At 63.2% G+C, this 15732-nt stretch carries 15 protein-coding genes; 11 read left to right on the forward strand and 4 right to left on the reverse strand.

The window, feature by feature from the left end; genetic code table 11:
- Positions 1 to 16 precede the first annotated feature (16 nt).
- Positions 17 to 775, reverse strand: a complete 759-nt coding sequence (locus E1B25_RS09420; RefSeq protein WP_132828707.1) for an RNA methyltransferase — start codon at positions 773 to 775, stop codon at positions 17 to 19.
- A gap of 236 nt (positions 776 to 1011) precedes the next feature.
- Between E1B25_RS09420 and E1B25_RS09425 the strand changes: the two genes are divergently transcribed.
- The 6 genes from E1B25_RS09425 (at position 1012) to E1B25_RS09450 (ending at position 6845) form a co-directional block, all read left to right on the forward strand.
- Complete coding sequence (locus E1B25_RS09425; protein WP_132828709.1) at positions 1012 to 1632, forward strand: thiamine phosphate synthase; 621 nt, start codon at positions 1012 to 1014, stop codon at positions 1630 to 1632.
- A gap of 122 nt (positions 1633 to 1754) precedes the next feature.
- A complete protein-coding gene (locus E1B25_RS09430; RefSeq protein WP_132828711.1) occupies positions 1755 to 2651 on the forward strand; it encodes a PfkB family carbohydrate kinase in 897 nt (298 codons plus the stop codon).
- On the forward strand, positions 2651 to 3565 hold the full coding sequence (locus E1B25_RS09435) for a pseudouridine-5'-phosphate glycosidase (protein WP_132828713.1): 915 nt from the start codon (positions 2651 to 2653) through the stop codon (positions 3563 to 3565). The genes E1B25_RS09430 and E1B25_RS09435 overlap by 1 nt, the downstream gene beginning before the upstream one ends.
- A gap of 108 nt (positions 3566 to 3673) precedes the next feature.
- Positions 3674 to 4363: a DUF502 domain-containing protein gene (locus E1B25_RS09440; protein WP_132828715.1), complete on the forward strand. Its 690-nt coding sequence runs from the start codon at positions 3674 to 3676 to the stop codon at positions 4361 to 4363.
- Between the two features lie 194 nt (positions 4364 to 4557).
- On the forward strand, positions 4558 to 6195 hold the full coding sequence (locus tag E1B25_RS09445) for a tetrathionate reductase family octaheme c-type cytochrome (protein WP_206338522.1): 1638 nt from the start codon (positions 4558 to 4560) through the stop codon (positions 6193 to 6195).
- Positions 6192 to 6845 carry a cytochrome b/b6 domain-containing protein gene (locus E1B25_RS09450; protein ID WP_132828717.1) on the forward strand — a complete coding sequence of 218 codons (654 nt, stop codon included), beginning with the start codon at positions 6192 to 6194 and terminating at the stop codon, positions 6843 to 6845. The genes E1B25_RS09445 and E1B25_RS09450 overlap by 4 nt, the downstream gene beginning before the upstream one ends.
- 34 nt (positions 6846 to 6879) lie before the next feature.
- On the opposite strand, the gene E1B25_RS09455 is transcribed toward E1B25_RS09450, so the two are convergent.
- Both E1B25_RS09455 and E1B25_RS09460 read right to left on the reverse strand, forming a co-directional pair.
- Positions 6880 to 7914 (reverse strand): patatin-like phospholipase family protein, encoded by a 1035-nt coding sequence (locus tag E1B25_RS09455; protein WP_132828719.1) that lies wholly within the window; start codon positions 7912 to 7914, stop codon positions 6880 to 6882.
- A gap of 120 nt (positions 7915 to 8034) precedes the next feature.
- Positions 8035 to 8808, reverse strand: coding sequence for a 3-hydroxybutyrate dehydrogenase (locus E1B25_RS09460; protein WP_132828720.1), 774 nt, complete (start codon positions 8806 to 8808; stop codon positions 8035 to 8037).
- Between the two features lie 383 nt (positions 8809 to 9191).
- Between E1B25_RS09460 and E1B25_RS09465 the strand changes: the two genes are divergently transcribed.
- Positions 9192 to 11012 (forward strand): extracellular solute-binding protein, encoded by a 1821-nt coding sequence (locus tag E1B25_RS09465; RefSeq protein ID WP_132828722.1) that lies wholly within the window; start codon positions 9192 to 9194, stop codon positions 11010 to 11012.
- 66 nt (positions 11013 to 11078) lie between these two features.
- Here the strand turns inward: E1B25_RS09465 and E1B25_RS09470 are convergent, their stop codons facing one another.
- On the reverse strand, positions 11079 to 11702 hold the full coding sequence (locus tag E1B25_RS09470) for a helix-turn-helix domain-containing protein (RefSeq protein WP_132828724.1): 624 nt from the start codon (positions 11700 to 11702) through the stop codon (positions 11079 to 11081).
- A 64-nt stretch (positions 11703 to 11766) separates the two neighbouring features.
- Between E1B25_RS09470 and E1B25_RS09475 the strand changes: the two genes are divergently transcribed.
- From E1B25_RS09475 to E1B25_RS09490, 4 genes are read left to right on the forward strand one after another with little or no spacing between them, the layout of a single operon-like run.
- Positions 11767 to 13308 carry a class I adenylate-forming enzyme family protein gene (locus E1B25_RS09475; protein WP_132828725.1) on the forward strand — a complete coding sequence of 514 codons (1542 nt, stop codon included), beginning with the start codon at positions 11767 to 11769 and terminating at the stop codon, positions 13306 to 13308.
- Complete coding sequence (locus tag E1B25_RS09480) at positions 13305 to 13955, forward strand: DsbA family oxidoreductase (RefSeq protein ID WP_132828727.1); 651 nt, start codon at positions 13305 to 13307, stop codon at positions 13953 to 13955. Before E1B25_RS09475 ends, E1B25_RS09480 begins: the two co-directional genes overlap by 4 nt.
- Positions 13952 to 14392 (forward strand): potassium channel family protein, encoded by a 441-nt coding sequence (locus E1B25_RS09485; protein WP_132828729.1) that lies wholly within the window; start codon positions 13952 to 13954, stop codon positions 14390 to 14392. The genes E1B25_RS09480 and E1B25_RS09485 overlap by 4 nt, the downstream gene beginning before the upstream one ends.
- 56 nt (positions 14393 to 14448) lie before the next feature.
- Complete coding sequence (locus E1B25_RS09490) at positions 14449 to 15705, forward strand: multidrug effflux MFS transporter (RefSeq protein WP_280960245.1); 1257 nt, start codon at positions 14449 to 14451, stop codon at positions 15703 to 15705.
- The last annotated feature ends 27 nt before the right edge of the window (positions 15706 to 15732 follow it).

Below are 15732 nucleotides of genomic sequence, written 5' to 3' on the forward strand. Positions count from 1 at the left end.
TGATCCGGATTACGGCTCAGTCGCCGCGCTCTTTCCAGCGCACCATCTGGCGCATCACCCCGTGCAGCATCTGCACATCGGCCCCTGTCAGCTGCATCCGCCCCCACAGGTTGCGCAGGGTAAGTTTCATGCTCTCGGCCTTTTCCAGCGGGAAAAAGAACCCGGCCTGCTCCAGCCGCGTCTCATAATGCTCGGCCAGTTTTTCCATCTCGATGCTGCTGGCCCAGTCGGCGCGCCCCATCTCAACGGTTTCATGGGTCACCTGCGCGACCTGACGGCGCCACTCATAGCCGGTCAACAGCACACATTGCGCCAGATTGAGCGAGGCAAACTCCGGGTTCACCGGCACCGTGATGATCGCATTGGCCCGCGCCACGTCGTCATTTTCCAGCCCGGCCCGCTCAGGCCCGAACATCACCGCCACCTTTTCGCCAGCGGCGATCTTTTCGGCGGCCAGTTGCATCGCGCGTTCGGGGCTGAATGCCGGCTTGGTCAACCCACGCTGCCGCGCCGTTGTGGCAAAGACATAGGTACAATCGCCCACCGCACTTGCCACGTCGTCAAACAATCCCGCCTCGTCCAGCAGCCGCCCGGCGCCGCTCGACATCGCGGCCGCCTTGGGGTTGGGCCAGCCATCGCGCGGGGCAACCAGCCGCATCCGGTCCAGCCCGAAATTCCACATCGCACGGGCGGCGCCGCCGATATTCTCGCCCATCTGCGGGCGCACAAGAACAAAGGCGGGCTGGGGGGAGGCACTGGATTTGGCGCTGGGCATAGGCTGCTCCTTGTCGAAGGTCTCAGAGGGTCGCAAATCGTGGACATATCGCACCGGAGCGCAGTCGAAAAACGGCGATCATAAACCGCGCGAAAACCCGCCCTGCTCTACTTCGACACGACGGGCGGGGCAAGTCGCCCGTGTCCGTTCACAACAATTCCCCCGTCAAAGGCGCAATCTTCCCTTCGCCGCAGCAATTCGTTAAACCGGCGCAAAATCATCCTAGGACCGCCACCATGGACGCCCCCGACAAGCCACAGCTTTACCTGATCACCCCCCCCGCTTTTGAGCTGGAGCGGTTTCCCGACACCCTGTCGCGCGTGCTTGACACTGCCGAGGTCGCCTGCCTCCGCCTGACCCTTGCCAGCCATGACGAGGACGAGGTCGCGCGCGCTGCCGACAGCCTGCGCGAACTGGCCCATGCCCGCGATATCGCGCTGGTGATCACCGACCATGTGCTGTTGGCGCAGCGGCTCGGGCTCGATGGGGTGCATCTCAGCGATGCCGCCCGCTCGGTCCGCGACGCGCGCAAGACGCTTGGGGCCGACGCGATCGTCGGCAGTTTCTGCGGCACCTCGCGCCACGATGGCATGACCGCGGGCGAAGCGGGCGCGGATTACATCAGCTTTGGTCCGCTTGGCCTGACCACGCTTGGCGATGGCACCCGCGCCGAGGTCGAACTGTTCGACTGGTGGTCGCAGATGATCGAACTGCCGGTGGTGGCCGAAGGCGGGCTCACCCCCGAGAGCGTTGCGGCCCTTGCCCCGCATACCGATTTCTTTGGTATCGGAGACGAGATCTGGGGTGCCGATGACCCGGCTGCGGCGCTGAAGGCCCTGACCGCCAGTCTGGGGTAACTGCCTCATCCGCAGGCGGAGCCCTGCCCGTCCGAAAACCCATTGGATGGCAAGGGATTTTTCTGCGCCCTCTCCGCCTCGGGTGCTTGCACGCTGCGATTAATCACGCCACAAACTGCGGCATGACCCAACGCTCTCCTTCCCCAATCCTGTGCATCGGCAGTGTCCTTTGGGACATGATCGGCCGGGCCCCCGGCCCAATGCGCCAAGGCGCCGACGTGCCGGGGCGAATCACGCGGCTTCCCGGTGGGGTGGCGATGAATATCGCCCGAACGCTGGCGCAGTTCGGACAGATCCCCACATTGCTCAGCGCGGTTGGCCGCGACAGTGAGGGCGATGAGTTGATCGCCGCCTGCGCGCAGCACGGCGTGGGGACCGATCACATCTATCGGCCTGCCGATCTGCCGACCGATCGCTATATGGCGGTCGAAGGGGCCAACGGGCTGATCGCCGCGATCGCCGATGCCGCGTCGCTCGAAGCGGCAGGTGCGCGCATTCTGGCGCCACTCAGCGACGGATCCTTGGGCCATGCGGATGCGCCCTTTGCCGGCACCATCGCGCTGGACGGCAACCTGACAGCCTCGCTTCTGGCCGAGATCGCCAACAGCCCGGCCTTTGCCGCTGCGGATCTTCGCGTCGCCCCCGCCTCGCCGGGCAAGGCCGAGCGTCTGACACCGTTTCTGAGCCATCCGCGCTGCACGCTCTACGTCAATCTCGAAGAGGCCGGGCTGCTGTGCGCCACCCGGTTCGACCATGCCGAATCTGCGGCCGCGGCGCTGCTGACGCAGGGCGCGGCAAGGGTTCTGGTCACAGATGGGGCCGGCCCCGCCGCCGAGGCCAGCCCCGAAGGCGTGATCAGCCACACCCCGCCTCAAGTCACCGTTGCCCGCGTCACCGGCGCAGGTGACACATTCATGGCGGCCCATATTGCCGCCGAAGCCAAAGGCCACCGACGCGAAGCGGCATTGAGCCGCGCGCTCGTTGCCGCCGCCCGACACGTTTCAGGAGATACACAGTAATGATTTACATGACCTTTTCCGCCGAAGCTGCGCGCGCCCGTTCTTCCGGGCAACCGCTGGTGGCGCTGGAAAGCACGATCATCACCCATGGCATGCCCTATCCGCAGAACGTCGCCGTCGCGACCCAGGTCGAGGCCGATATTCGCGCCGCCGGGGCAACACCTGCGACCATCGCGGTGATCGAAGGTCGGCTGCATGTGGGGCTGGAACCTGAAATGCTGCAGGCCCTTGGCAGCACTCCGGACGTGGCCAAGCTTTCGCGCGCCGACATGGCGGCCTGTCTGGCCACCGGCGGCACCGGGTCGACCACAGTTTCGGCCACGATGATCGCGGCGCATCATGCCGGGATCTCGGTCTTTGCCACCGGCGGGATCGGCGGCGTGCATCGCGGCGCCGAGACCAGTTTTGACATCTCTGCCGATTTGCAGGAACTGGCGCAAACCCCGGTCACGGTCGTCTCTGCCGGGCCCAAGGCGATTCTGGATATCGGCAAGACGCTGGAAGTGCTGGAAACCCTCGGGGTGCCGGTGATCGTGCGCGGTCAGGATATGGTTCCTGCCTTCTGGTCGCGCCGTTCGCCCTTTGCCGCGCCGTTGCGCATGGACGACGCCGACTCCATTGCGCGGGCCCATGCGGCGCGCAAGTCGCTGGGGATACCCGGTGGGCAACTGGTGACAAACCCGATCCCGACCCGGGATGAAATCCCGGCTGAAACCCTTGCCCCGATCATCGCGGCAGCCCAGGCCGAAGCCGATGAAAGACGCATCACCGGCAAAGCAGTGACGCCGTTCCTGCTGGATCGCATCTTTGAGCATACGCGCGGGCGGTCGCTGCGGGCCAATGTGGCGCTGGTGCGCAACAACGCCGTGTTCGCGGCAGAGATTGCCCAATCCTTGCGCAGGGTGTCCAGCTAGGGCGGGCAACAGCAACCGGAACCGCACAGGATGTCGTCGGAGGCCCCGCAAGCCATTGTACCGGCCCCGCAAAGACCCTAGGTACGCGAGGTACAGGATGGAACACCGATGAACAGCCCATTTGACGAAGAACCGCATCGCCGACGGGGCCTTTTCGCCCGGCTGCGGGGGTCGTTTCTGACCGGTCTGGTCGTGATCGCCCCGGTGGGGCTGACGATCTGGCTGATCTGGTCCATCATCGGCTGGATCGACGGCGTGGTGCTGCCGCTGGTGCCGCAACAGATGCGCCCCGAACAGTATATCGGGATCAACCTGCGCGGCGTCGGGGTGATCATCTTCTTGCTGTTCACCATCATCGTCGGTTGGGTCGCCAAGGGCATCATCGGGCGCTCGCTGATCAATTTCGGCGAGCGGCTGGTCAATCGCATGCCGGTGGTGCGGTCGATCTATTCCGGGATCAAGCAGATCTCGGAAACCGTTTTCGCGCAATCAGAACGCTCGTTCGAGAAAGCCTGTCTTGTTCAATATCCAAGACGCGGGATCTGGGCGATCGGCTTTGTCTCGACCATCGCCAAGGGCGAAGTGTCCGAGCGCGCCGAAACCGGTGGTCGTCTGATCAGCGTCTTTGTCCCGACCACACCGAACCCGACCTCGGGCTTTTTGCTGTATTTCCCCGAAGAGGACGTGACCGAGCTGGACATGTCGGTCGAGGATGCGGCGAAACTGGTGATCTCGGCCGGGCTGGTCTATCCCAACAGCAAGGATCCGACGCGCCCGCAAAGTAAGGCCGCCGAATAAATATCGGATGACTGGACCGGGTTGGATGGCCGGGCTCTCCGGTCCGTACCGGTTCTTGTCCTATCCCCTCCGGTTTTCGCCCCCAAACTTGCGCGGCGTTGACTTGGATCAAGGCCAAGATCAAAGGTCTTAAAGAAGATAGATTTTAGATCCGTATTTTGGCCTTTGGGAGAATTCCTTTGCGACTTCGTGTCTTGACGGCCCTTGCCTGCGTCATGGTGGTCCTGTCCGCCCCGCATCAGGCCTATGCTCAGGCTCAGGCCCAAAGCAGCGACGCACCTGCCATTCCCGGCAGCGACAGCTCGGCCGATCATTCCAAGTTCAAGATCCTGCAACGAGAGTTCACCTCTGGCCCAGAAGTGACCGAGGCCTGCGTGTCCTGCCATACCGAGGCAGACGATCAGGTGATGCATTCGATCCACTTCAACTGGGAGTTCGAAAACACCACAACCGGCCAACTGCTGGGCAAGCGCCATGTGATCAACGCCTTTTGCGGCAATGTCGTCGGCAATGAGCCGCGCTGCACCTCGTGTCACGCCGGATATGGCTGGGACGACATGGCGCAGAGCCCGCAACAGGAATCGGTGACGCCCGATTGTCTGGTCTGCCACGACCGCTCTGGGCAATATACCAAAACCTCGACCGGGGCCGGGCTGCCGCCGCTCGCGCCGGTGAAACCGGGCACCAAGACCATCACGGGCGCCGAGGCCTGGCCGGTCGATCTGGCCAAGGCGGCACAAAGCGTCGGCCCGCCGGGGCGCGAAAACTGCGGCCAATGCCATTTCTACGGCGGTGGCGGCGACAACGTGAAACACGGCGATCTGTCCTCGGTCCTGTTTGACCCATCGCGCGACGTCGATGTGCATATGTCGTCCGAGGGCGGCAACATGGTTTGTTCCGACTGCCACGTCAGCAAGCAACACAAATGGCCCGGCTCGCGCTATGACGTCATGGCGACCGACACCCAAGGCCCCGGCATGCCGCATGAGCGGCGCGATGTCGCCACCTGCCAAAGCTGCCACGGAACCGCACCACACCCGGCCTCGCTCAAGGGCGTCAAGCTGAACGACCACACCGACAAGCTGGCCTGCCAGACCTGCCACATCCCCGAATTCGCCCGCGGGGGCGTTGCCACCAAGATGGAATGGGATTGGTCCACTGCCGGCAAGCTGGGCGACGACGGCAAGCCGCTTGCGCTCGAAAACTACACCCAGGGCGATGGCAAGCCGCGCCACACCTACCTGTCCATCAAGGGCGATTTCGTCTGGGAAGAGAACGTGCAGCCGCTCTACGCCTGGTTCAACGGTCAGGTGGAATATACCACCGGCGACCAGACCATCGATCCCAGCCAGATCGTCGAGGTCAACAAGATCTCGGGCAGCCCCGAGGATGGCGACAGTCGTATCTGGCCGTTCAAACGGCTGGAGGGGCGACAGGCCTATGACTCCAAGCTGAACCACCTCGCCTATAGCCATGTCTGGGGGCCGGACACCGACACCGCCCTGTGGAGCAATTACGACTGGGGCAAGGCGATCGCGGCGGGAATGAAGGCCGCCGGGGTCGAGTACTCCGGGGAATACGGCTTCGTCGATACCCATATGTACTGGCCCATCACCCATATGGTCGCCCCGGCAAAGGATGCGGTTGACTGCGCCGAATGCCACGCCCCTGATGGGCGAATGGCCAAGATCGACGGCGTCTACATGCCTGGCCGCACCCCGTTCAGCACCGCCGGAATCCTCGGCATTGCCCTGGTTGTGGCAACCGCCCTGGCCTTGTTGATCCACGCCCTCGGCCGCCTGTTCACCCGCAAGAACGGAGACGCGTCATGACCGAACGTTTCGTCAAGATCTACCCGCGGTTCGAACGCTTCTGGCACTGGACGCAGATGGCGTTGATCTTTGGGCTGCTGTTCACCGGGCTGGCGGTGAACGGGCTGAACCCCTTGATCCCGTTCGGTCCCGCCGTCATGCTGCATATCATCGCCGCACTGGCGCTGATCGTGCTGTGGATCTTTGCCATCTTCTGGCACATCACCACCGGCAGTTGGGTGCATTACGTGCCCACCACGCAGGGGTTGGTCAAGGTGGCGCGGTTCTATGCCTGGGGCATCTTCAAGGGCGAACATCACCCCTATCGCAAGGCCTATTGGCGCAAGCACAACCCGTTGCAGGCGCTGACCTATCTGGCGCTGAAACTGATGCTGTTTCCGGCGATCTGGGTGACCGGGGTGATCTATCTGACCTATAATTACTGGTCCGGCGTGCCCAATGCCACGCTTTGGCTGACCATTGCGGCCAACCTGCACCTGCTGTCGGCCTATGCCATCGCCGCCTTTGTGCTGGCGCATGTCTATCTGCTCAGCGTGGGCGGCTCGTTCCGGGCCCATGTGCGCCCGATGATCACCGGCTTTGACAAGGTGGACCTGACCCCCGAGGAAGAGGCCTATCTTGAAGCGGACGAAGCGGTGCGTATTCGCTAGGCTGTATCCGCTAACCCATATCCGCAAGCGCAGATCAGTCGAACATCTGTTTCAGATCCACGCTGTTGCGCTTGCCGATATGTTGCGCGCCCTGCTCGAGAAATCGCTCGGCGGCATCGCGACCGGCTTGTTTCAGGCGTGCAAGAACCGAGGGCATCGGCATCATCTTGGTCGTCACCGACAGTTCGCGCATCAGCTTGTCGTCCGAGATCATATGCACATGGACCCGCTTCATACGGTCCCGACGCAACTCGCCCTCATCCATCAGACGCTGGATAAGATCGATCGAGCGCAACTCTCGCAGCAGCGAGGAGTTGAAGCTGATTTCGTTGATCCGGTCCGCGATTTCCTGCGGCGACCGGGGTGGTTCGGCCCGTTCCAATGGATAGACGTTCACCACCACGATGTCCGAAGGCAAATGCGACTGGAACAGCGGGAACAGCGCCGGGTTGCCGGTATAGCCGCCATCCCAGAACGCCTCGGTCTCTCCGGTTTCGGGGTTCTCGATCTCGACCGCCTGAAACAGGTTCGGCAGGCAGGCCGAGGCCAGAATCGCCTCGGTGCAGATCTCGGACCCGGAAAACACCCGGATCTTGCCGGTGCTGACCCGGGTGGCGCCGATGAACAGCTCTGGCGCCGCCTCGTCGCAAACGCTGTCGAAATCCATCGCCTTGACGATCAGCTCCAGCGGATTGAAATAGAACGGCCCGTACATATAGGGCGAAACCAACCGCGACCAGGTATCGGCCAGCGAGAACGGCAAGGAAAATTCGATTCCCTGCGCCATCTGCGGTGGCTCCAACACCCCCATTAAAGTGGTCAGCCGCAGGTCGCCCATGCCGCCCATTTGGCCCCAAAGCCAGTCAAGGTTTTCGCGTGCGCCGTCCCGACCGCCCATGACCATTCCAGCCTTGAATGCCGCCGCATTCAGCGCCCCGGCCGAGGTGCCGGCGATCGCCGCGACCTCAATACCCTTTTCATCCAGCAGCCGGTCGAGCACGCCCCAAGTAAAGGCGCCATGCGCGCCCCCGCCCTGAAGTGCGAGGTTTATGCGAAGTGGATCAGCCATTGTTTCTTGTCGCCTCTCCTAAAGGGAATCAGCCCCGGACCCTGATGCCTTCAAAGGTCATAGCAGCCCGGTTCGCCCGCAGGATCGCCGGCCGATCAAAACCGGCAATCCCTGTTCTGCTTACATTGCGGTCCAGCCGCCATCGACGCTGATGGTCGTGCCAGTGATCTGCGCCGCCGCATCGGAACACAGGAACACGGCGGTGCCGCCCAGCTGTTCGACTGTGGCAAAGCCCTTGCTCGGCTGGCGCTCCAGCATGACGTTCTTGATCACGTCCTCGCGGCTCATCCCGTATTCCTTCATGGTGGCGGGGATCTGCGCCTCCACCAGCGGGGTCAGCACATAGCCCGGGCAGATCGCGTTGGCGGTGATCGGCTCCTGCGCGGTTTCCAGCGCCACGGTCTTGGTCATGCCGACGATCCCATGTTTGGCCGCCACATAGGCCGCCTTGAACGGCGAGGCGGTCAGCCCATGCGCCGAGGCGATGTTGACGATCCGGCCCCAGCCCGCCGCCCGCATCATCGGCAAGGCCACTGCTGTGGTGTGAAAGGCCGAATTCAGGTTGATGGCGATGATCGCGTTCCACTTGTCGACCGGAAACTCGTCGATCGGCGAAACGAACTGGATGCCCGCATTGTTCACCAGAATATCACAACGCCCGGCCTGCTCGATCAGCGCACGGCACTCGGCGCCATCGGACATATCGGCCTTGATATAGCGCGCCTTCACACCGGTCTCTTCCGCGATCTTTGCGGCCAGCGCATGATCTTCCTCGCTGTCGGTGAAAGAGTTCAGAACCACATCGGCCCCGGCGCGCGCCAGCTCCCAAGCCACGCCCAACCCGATCCCAGAGTTCGATCCGGTGATAATTGCAGTTTTTCCGGTCAATGACATGAAAGGCCCCTTTGTTTGCTTTCCCCGCAGTTTGCCACGCTGTAGGTGCGAAGAAAACGCCAAAGCCGCGCACTACGTGTTTGCCGCAGGACGCTGGAGCAGGTTTTTCGGGCCGGGTCATCCCGGGCGAGTCGCCCCCTGCCGCGACGGACACAGCCCCCCCCCAGGTCCGGGCCAGACCAGGCGCGCAGGTCAAAAAAAACGCCCGCACAAGGCGGGCGTCAAGTTATTGAGGCAGGTTTCATACAGGCAAGAAACCTATCGAGCAGTGAGTTAGTTATAAGCAATTCCCAGCCTTTTTCCAAGCTAAAAGTTTGAAAAGCCGTGAATCCCAAGATACCGTCATCATTCATAAAAACAGAGCAGAACGGATTGTTTCCAAAGTGCGACCGGGCCTTTTCCACTTCATCGCGGCGTCCCTGACCGGAATCGCCTTGTTTTTCGGCGCTTCACCCTGTCAGGCGGCGCCTTCGCATGGCATCGCCATGTATGGGGAACCGGCGCTTCCAGCGGATTTCGTCTCCCTGCCCTATGCCAACCCGGAGGCGCCGAAAGGCGGGCGGGTGGTCTTTGGCAACACCGGCGGATTCGATTCGCTCAACCCCTTCGTGCAGAAAGGCACCGCCCCCTGGCAGCTCCGATTCTGGAGCTACGAATCGCTTATGGGGCGGTCCTGGGACGAACCGTTTACCCTGTACGGGCTGCTGGCCGAATCGGTTGAAACCGCACCGGACCGATCGTGGGTGGAATTCACCCTGCGCCCCGAGGCCCGGTTTTCCGATGGCAGCCCGGTCACGGTCGAAGATGTGATCTGGTCCTACGAGACCTTGGGCACCCAAGGCCATCTGCGCTATCGCGGGTTCCAATCGCAGATCGCCGACATCGTACAGGTCGGCCCGCGTTCTGTACGGCTCAGCTTCACCACCCCGGATCGGGAGTTGGCGCTGATCGCCGGGATGCGGCCGATCCTGAAAAAGGCGCAATGGGAGGGCAAGGATTTCACCGCCTCCGGCCTGTCCGAGGCCCCGATCGGCACCGGCGCCTATGTGGTGACGGATTTCGAGGCGGGCCGGTCCCTGACCCTGCGCCGCAACCCGGACTATTGGGGCGCCGCCTTGCCGTTTCGCCGTGGCACGTTGAATTTCGACGAGATGCGGATCGAATTCTATGGCGATGGCACGGTTCTGTTCGAGGCGTTCAAGGCCGGCGAACTCTCGGTGGTGCGCGAATTCAACGCCGAGAAATGGCAAACCCAGTATGATTTCCCCGCCGTGCGGCGTGGCAATGTGGTCAAATCCGAAATCCCCAACCAGCGCCCGTCGGGGATGACTGGTCTGGTGATGAACACCCGCCGTCCCCCGTTCGATGACTGGCGCGTGCGCGAGGCGCTGATCGAGGCGTTTAATTTTGAGTCGATCAACGACACGATGACCGGCGGGGTGCAGCCGCGGATCACCTCTTATTTCTCCAGTTCCACCCTCGCCATGCGGCCCGGTCCGGCAACCGGTCGGGTGCGTGAGATGCTTGCCCCGTTTGCCGACAGCCTGCCCCCCGGCGCGCTTGAGGGCTATACCCTGCCCAAAAGCGATGGAACCGCACGCAATCGCGCCGGGCTGCGCCGGGCTATGACCCTGTTGAACGCGGCCGGTTGGACCGTACAGGAAGGGATCTTGCGCAGGGCCGATGGGGCGCCGTTCGCCTTCGCGGTCTTGCTGCGTCAGGCCGATGGCGAGATGCAGCGCGTCACCGATATCTATGCGCAGGCCCTGCGCCGTCTCGGGATCGCGCTGCGGGTCGAGACGGTGGATGATGCCCAATATGCCGCCCGCATCGCCGCACATGACTTCGACATGACCAATTTCCGCCGCGACCTGACCCTGTCTCCGGGCAATGAGCAGCGGCTTTATTGGGGCAGCGCCGGGGCACAGCAGGACGGCAGCCGAAATCTGATGGGGATGGAGTCGCCCGCCGCCGATGCGATGATCGACACCCTGCTGACCTCGCACAGCAGCGACGATTTCAATGCCGCAGTGCGCGCGCTTGACCGGGTGCTGACTGCCGGGCGCTATGTGATCCCGATCTGGCAATACGACGTCGGCCGCATCGCCCATATCCGACAGTTGAAATACCCCGAAGACCGGCTTCCGATCTATGGCGACGGGGTCAATTTCATGCCCGATGTCTGGTGGTACGAGGAGGAGTGACCCCGGCTTTGGGTCGCGTATTCGTGGCCGTGGCCCAACTGGGCCACCGCACAGACACGGTCCCCATCAGGCCAGCGAGGTGACCCAAAGGATGGTGGCGTCTTCTTCGCTGAGCGACACCACGTTATGCCCCATCGTGGCATCGTAATAGGCGCTGTCGCCGCGCCGCATCTCGAGGGGTTCATAAAACTCGGTATACAGACGGATCACCCCGGTCAGCACGAAAAGAAATTCCTCGCCGTCATGGCGCACCCAGCCGTCGAACTCGTCCATGCTGCGGGCGCGGACGCGGGCGCGATAGGGCAGCATCTGCTTCTTGGTCAGCGTCTCGGCCAGCAGCTCATGTTCATAGGTGGCGGTGGCGTAATCGGCCCCCTCGCCACTGCGGGTCACGGCCATGCGCCCGTTCACCTGTTCACGCTGCGGCGGGGTGAACAGCTGCGGCACCGAGATTTCCAGCCCGACGGCCAGTTTCTTCAGCGCCTCATAGGTCGGCGACATCTGCCCGTTCTCGATCTTGGACAGCGTCGAACGGGCCAGCCCGGCCTGACTGGCGGCCTGTTCCAGCGTCCAGTTGCGCGCCTTGCGCAGCTCGCGCACCCGCACGCCCAAGTCCAACGGCTCGGCTTCGGTGTCCGGGCTGCCATTGCGGGCGATACGGATCAGGGCTTTGGGGTCACGCGCGGTCATCCCGTTTCTATAGGCGCGCCGCGTTCGTCTTGCAACGGCGGCTGCCGCGCGCTAGCCAATTACCATGTTGTCCATATTCGATCACGGCGCACCTCCGCCCTGCCCCGCCCCCTTCAACCTGGCCGCCTTCGTGCTGCGCCGGGCCGGGGATTGCCCTGAAAAATGCGCCCTGTCGATCCTGCGCGCCACTGGCTCCGACGATTGGAGCTATGGCGAACTGGAGCGCGCGGTGCGCGGCACCGGAACCGGGCTGTTGCAGGCCGGGCTGAAGCCGGGGCAGATCGTGCTGATGCGGCTTGGCAATACGGTGGAGTTCCCCATCGCCTATCTCGGGGCGATGGCAGTCGGGCTGGTGCCTGTGCCGACCTCATCACAGCTGACAGCGGCGGACACCGCCAAGATCATCGCCGAGCTGAAACCGGCCGCCGTGTTGCGCGACCCCGAAATTGCCTGCGCCGATCATCCGCTGCAGATCAACATCGAGGCCCTGAAACGGATGCGCGCTTTGCCGCCCTGCGACTGGGCCATGGGCGATCCGGAACGGCTGGCCTATGTGGTCTATACCTCGGGCACATCTGGCAGCCCGCGCGCGGTGGCCCATGCCCATCGCGCGATCTGGGCCCGGCAGATGATGGTCGACGGCTGGTATGCGCTGACCCCCGAGGATCGGCTGTGCCACGCCGGCGCGTTCAACTGGACCTATACGCTGGGCACCGGGCTGATGGACCCTTGGGCGATCGGTGCCACCGCCCTTATCCCCGAACCGGGAACCGATATCGCCACCCTGCCCGCGCTGTTGCGCAGCCATCGCGCGACGCTTTTTGCCGCCGCGCCCGGCGTCTATCGCCGGATGCTGCGCGACCGCGACAGGCTTGATCTGCCCGATCTGCGCCACGGGCTGAGCGCGGGGGAAAAGCTGTCGCCGGATCTGCACCACCGCTGGGAAGAGCTGACAGGCACCGCCCTGCACGAGGCCTATGGCATGTCGGAATGCTCGACCTTCATCTCCTCCAGCCCGGCGCACCCGGCGCGGGGCATCGCCCTTGGTCAGCCGCAAATCGGTCGCCGCGTGGCGATCCTCGGGGCCGAGGACCAGCCTGTGACTCAACCCGTAACCCAGGGCGAGATCGGCGTGATCGCGGTGCACCGCACGGATCCGGGCCTGATGCTGGGCTATCTCAACGCGCCGGATGAAATGGCGGCACGGATGCGCGGCGACTGGTTCGTGACTGGCGATCTCGGCGCGATGGCGGCGGATGGGCAGATCACCTATATGGGGCGCAACGATGACATGATGAATGCCGGCGGCTATCGGGTGTCGCCGCTGGAGGTCGAAGCCGCGCTGAACGCCCACCCCGGCATTGAGCAGGCCGGCGCGGCCGAGGTCGAGATCAAACACGACACCACGGTCATCGTCGCCTTTTATACTGGGCCGTCAGAACTGGACGCGGCAGAGCTGCAGACCTATGTCAGTGAGACGCTGGCGCGCTACAAACAACCGCGCGCCTTTGTTCATCTCGCCGCGCTGCCCACCGGCGCAAATGGCAAGCTGCTGCGCCGTGCGCTGCCTGCCTATTTCCCAGCCCGGAGCCCGAATCCCGCATGACCGACAAGACCGTCAAACTTGATATCATCTCCGACCCGATCTGTCCCTGGTGCTATATCGGCAAGGCCAATCTGGATCGCGCGCTGGCCGAGATCCCCGATCACCCCTTTGTGATCGAGTTTCATCCGTTCCAGCTCAACCCCGACATGCCCGCAGGCGGCATGGACCGGCGCGCCTATCTGGAAACCAAATTCGGCGGCAAGGACGCCGCGATCCGCGCCTATGCCCCGGTGGCGGAACGGGCCGAGGCCGCCGGGCTACCGATCCATCTCGACAAGATCCAGCGCACGCCCAACACGCTGGATGCGCATCGTCTGATCCACTGGGCCGGGGTCGAGGGGCGCCAGTATGCCGCCGTCTCGGCGCTGTTCACCGCCTATTTCGTCGACGGGCGCGACATCGGCGATCACGAAGTCTTAAGCGATCTGGCCGACAGTCTGGGCATGGATGCCTCGGTGGTGATGAAACTGCTCGACTCCGATGCCGACAGCGCAGATATCCGTCGCCGCGACGCCCATAGCCGCGAGATGGGGGTCAACTCTGTCCCCACCTTCATTGTGGCGGGAAAACATGCCGTTCCCGGTGCGCAGCCGCCCGAGATGTGGCAAAAGGTGATTGAGGAGATCAAGGAGCAGCTCGCCACGTGACACAGATCAAGCCCTTTACCGTCTTGCTCAGCCTGATCTTCGTGGTCGGCTTTGGCACCGTGTTCTTTCGGCACGTAGAGGGCTGGAACTGGCTGGATTCCTATTTCTTCACCGTGGTCACGATTTCGACCGTCGGCTATGGCGAGCTGGTCCCGGCGACCGACCTGGGCAAGATCGGCACCACCGCCCTTATCTTCATCGGGCTTGGTGTCTTTGCCATCGCGATCCAACAGTTCGCGCTCTACAACATGCGCAAGCGCGAGCAGGAAACCGAATGGTTGATCGCGCGGCTTGGCCATCACGAAGCGGATCTGACCATCGAAGAAGAGGACGACATCCTCACCGCCAACGAGGATGATCCGCCCCGGGCGGACATGGCCCCGGACCCGGATCTGAAATCGGATCCAAAACCGCACAGAAATCGCCCGCGAAACTGATACCCGCACCGAGATCGAAACCGACCCCGGTGAAGGGAGGTCTTCCGCTCTGGCCCTTGGCTTTAGGTCATGCTACCGCCGCTCCAAATCCTCACGGAGCCCCCATGCAAAACAGAATGTCCCAGACCGAGTTCATCGCGCTGATTGCGATGATGTTTGCCACCATCGCCTTTTCGATGGATTCGATGCTGCCCGCCCTGCCCGAGATCGGCGCGCAGCTCAGCCCGGACAATATCAACCGCGCGCAGATGATCCTGACCGCCTTTATCCTCGGCATGGGAGCGGGCACCTTTATCACCGGACCGCTTTCCGATGCCTTCGGTCGCAAGCCGGTGATCCTGGTCGGGGCGATCATCTATATCGCGGCGGCCTTCGTAGCCTGGCGCAGCAGCTCGCTCGAGGTGGTTCTGGCCGCGCGCGTGGTGCAGGGGTTGGGGGCTGCCGGTCCGCGCGTGGTGGCCATGGCAGTGGTGCGCGATCTCTATTCGGGCCGGGAGATGGCCAAGATGGTGTCGATCGCGATGATGATCTTTACCATCTTTCCTGCCATTGCGCCGCTGATGGGAGCCGGCATCATCGCACTGACCGGCTGGCGCGGGATCTTCCTTGCCTTCATCCTGTTTTCGCTGATCTCCACGCTGTGGATGGGGCTGCGCCTTCCCGAAACGCTGGCGCCGGAAAACCGCCGCGCCTTCCGTCCCCACCTGTTGGCCGCCGCATTGCGCGAGATGGCCCGCCATCCCACCGTGCGCCTGTCGATCATCGTGCAGACCCTGTGTCTTGCCAGTCTCTTTTCCATGATCCTGTCGGTGCAGCAGATCTATGACGTGATCTTTGGTCAGGCCAAGAATTTCCCGATCTATTTCGGCGTCGTGGCGCTGGTCTCGGGCTCGGCCAGCCTGCTTAACGCGGCCATCGTGATGCGTATTGGCATGCGCCGGATCGTCACTTGGTCGCTGGGCGCACAGATCTGCCTGTCGGGGCTCATGCTTGTGACCAGCGAAATCGGGCTGCCGCTGGCCGCCTATTTCTGGATCTTCGTGGTTTGGCAGGCCTGCGTGTTTTTCATCATGGGCATGACAATGGGCAATCTCAACGCCATCGGGATGGAACCGATGGGGCATATCGCAGGCATGGCGGCCTCGATCATGGGGGCGATTTCCACCGTTGGCGCGGCGCTGCTTTCCGCGCCCGTGGGGCTGTTGTTCGACGGCACCATCCTGCCGCTCGCGGCGGGGATTTTCCTGCTGTCGATCATCGGATTTGCCTTGATGCTGAAAATGGGCCGGATCGAGGCGCGTGAGGCGCTCTGAACCTTGTTGCCAACGCCCGGTTTCGCC

It is taken from the genome of Antarcticimicrobium sediminis (assembly GCF_004348975.1).
GTDB classification, from domain to species: domain Bacteria; phylum Pseudomonadota; class Alphaproteobacteria; order Rhodobacterales; family Rhodobacteraceae; genus Antarcticimicrobium; species Antarcticimicrobium sediminis.

What these genes read in the sequence shown, in the direction of transcription:
- E1B25_RS09420 (WP_132828707.1), bottom strand. Translation starts at nt 775, where the DNA reads ATGCCCAGCGCCAAATCCAGTGCCTCCCCCCAGCCCGCCTTTGTTCTT.
- E1B25_RS09425 (WP_132828709.1), top strand. Translation starts at nt 1,012, where the DNA reads ATGGACGCCCCCGACAAGCCACAGCTTTACCTGATCACCCCCCCCGCT.
- E1B25_RS09430 (WP_132828711.1), top strand. Translation starts at nt 1,755, where the DNA reads ATGACCCAACGCTCTCCTTCCCCAATCCTGTGCATCGGCAGTGTCCTT.
- E1B25_RS09435 (WP_132828713.1), top strand. Translation starts at nt 2,651, where the DNA reads ATGATTTACATGACCTTTTCCGCCGAAGCTGCGCGCGCCCGTTCTTCC.
- E1B25_RS09440 (WP_132828715.1), top strand. Translation starts at nt 3,674, where the DNA reads ATGAACAGCCCATTTGACGAAGAACCGCATCGCCGACGGGGCCTTTTC.
- E1B25_RS09450 (WP_132828717.1), top strand. Translation starts at nt 6,192, where the DNA reads ATGACCGAACGTTTCGTCAAGATCTACCCGCGGTTCGAACGCTTCTGG.
- E1B25_RS09455 (WP_132828719.1), bottom strand. Translation starts at nt 7,914, where the DNA reads ATGGCTGATCCACTTCGCATAAACCTCGCACTTCAGGGCGGGGGCGCG.
- E1B25_RS09460 (WP_132828720.1), bottom strand. Translation starts at nt 8,808, where the DNA reads ATGTCATTGACCGGAAAAACTGCAATTATCACCGGATCGAACTCTGGG.
- E1B25_RS09470 (WP_132828724.1), bottom strand. Translation starts at nt 11,702, where the DNA reads ATGACCGCGCGTGACCCCAAAGCCCTGATCCGTATCGCCCGCAATGGC.
- E1B25_RS09475 (WP_132828725.1), top strand. Translation starts at nt 11,767, where the DNA reads ATGTTGTCCATATTCGATCACGGCGCACCTCCGCCCTGCCCCGCCCCC.
- E1B25_RS09480 (WP_132828727.1), top strand. Translation starts at nt 13,305, where the DNA reads ATGACCGACAAGACCGTCAAACTTGATATCATCTCCGACCCGATCTGT.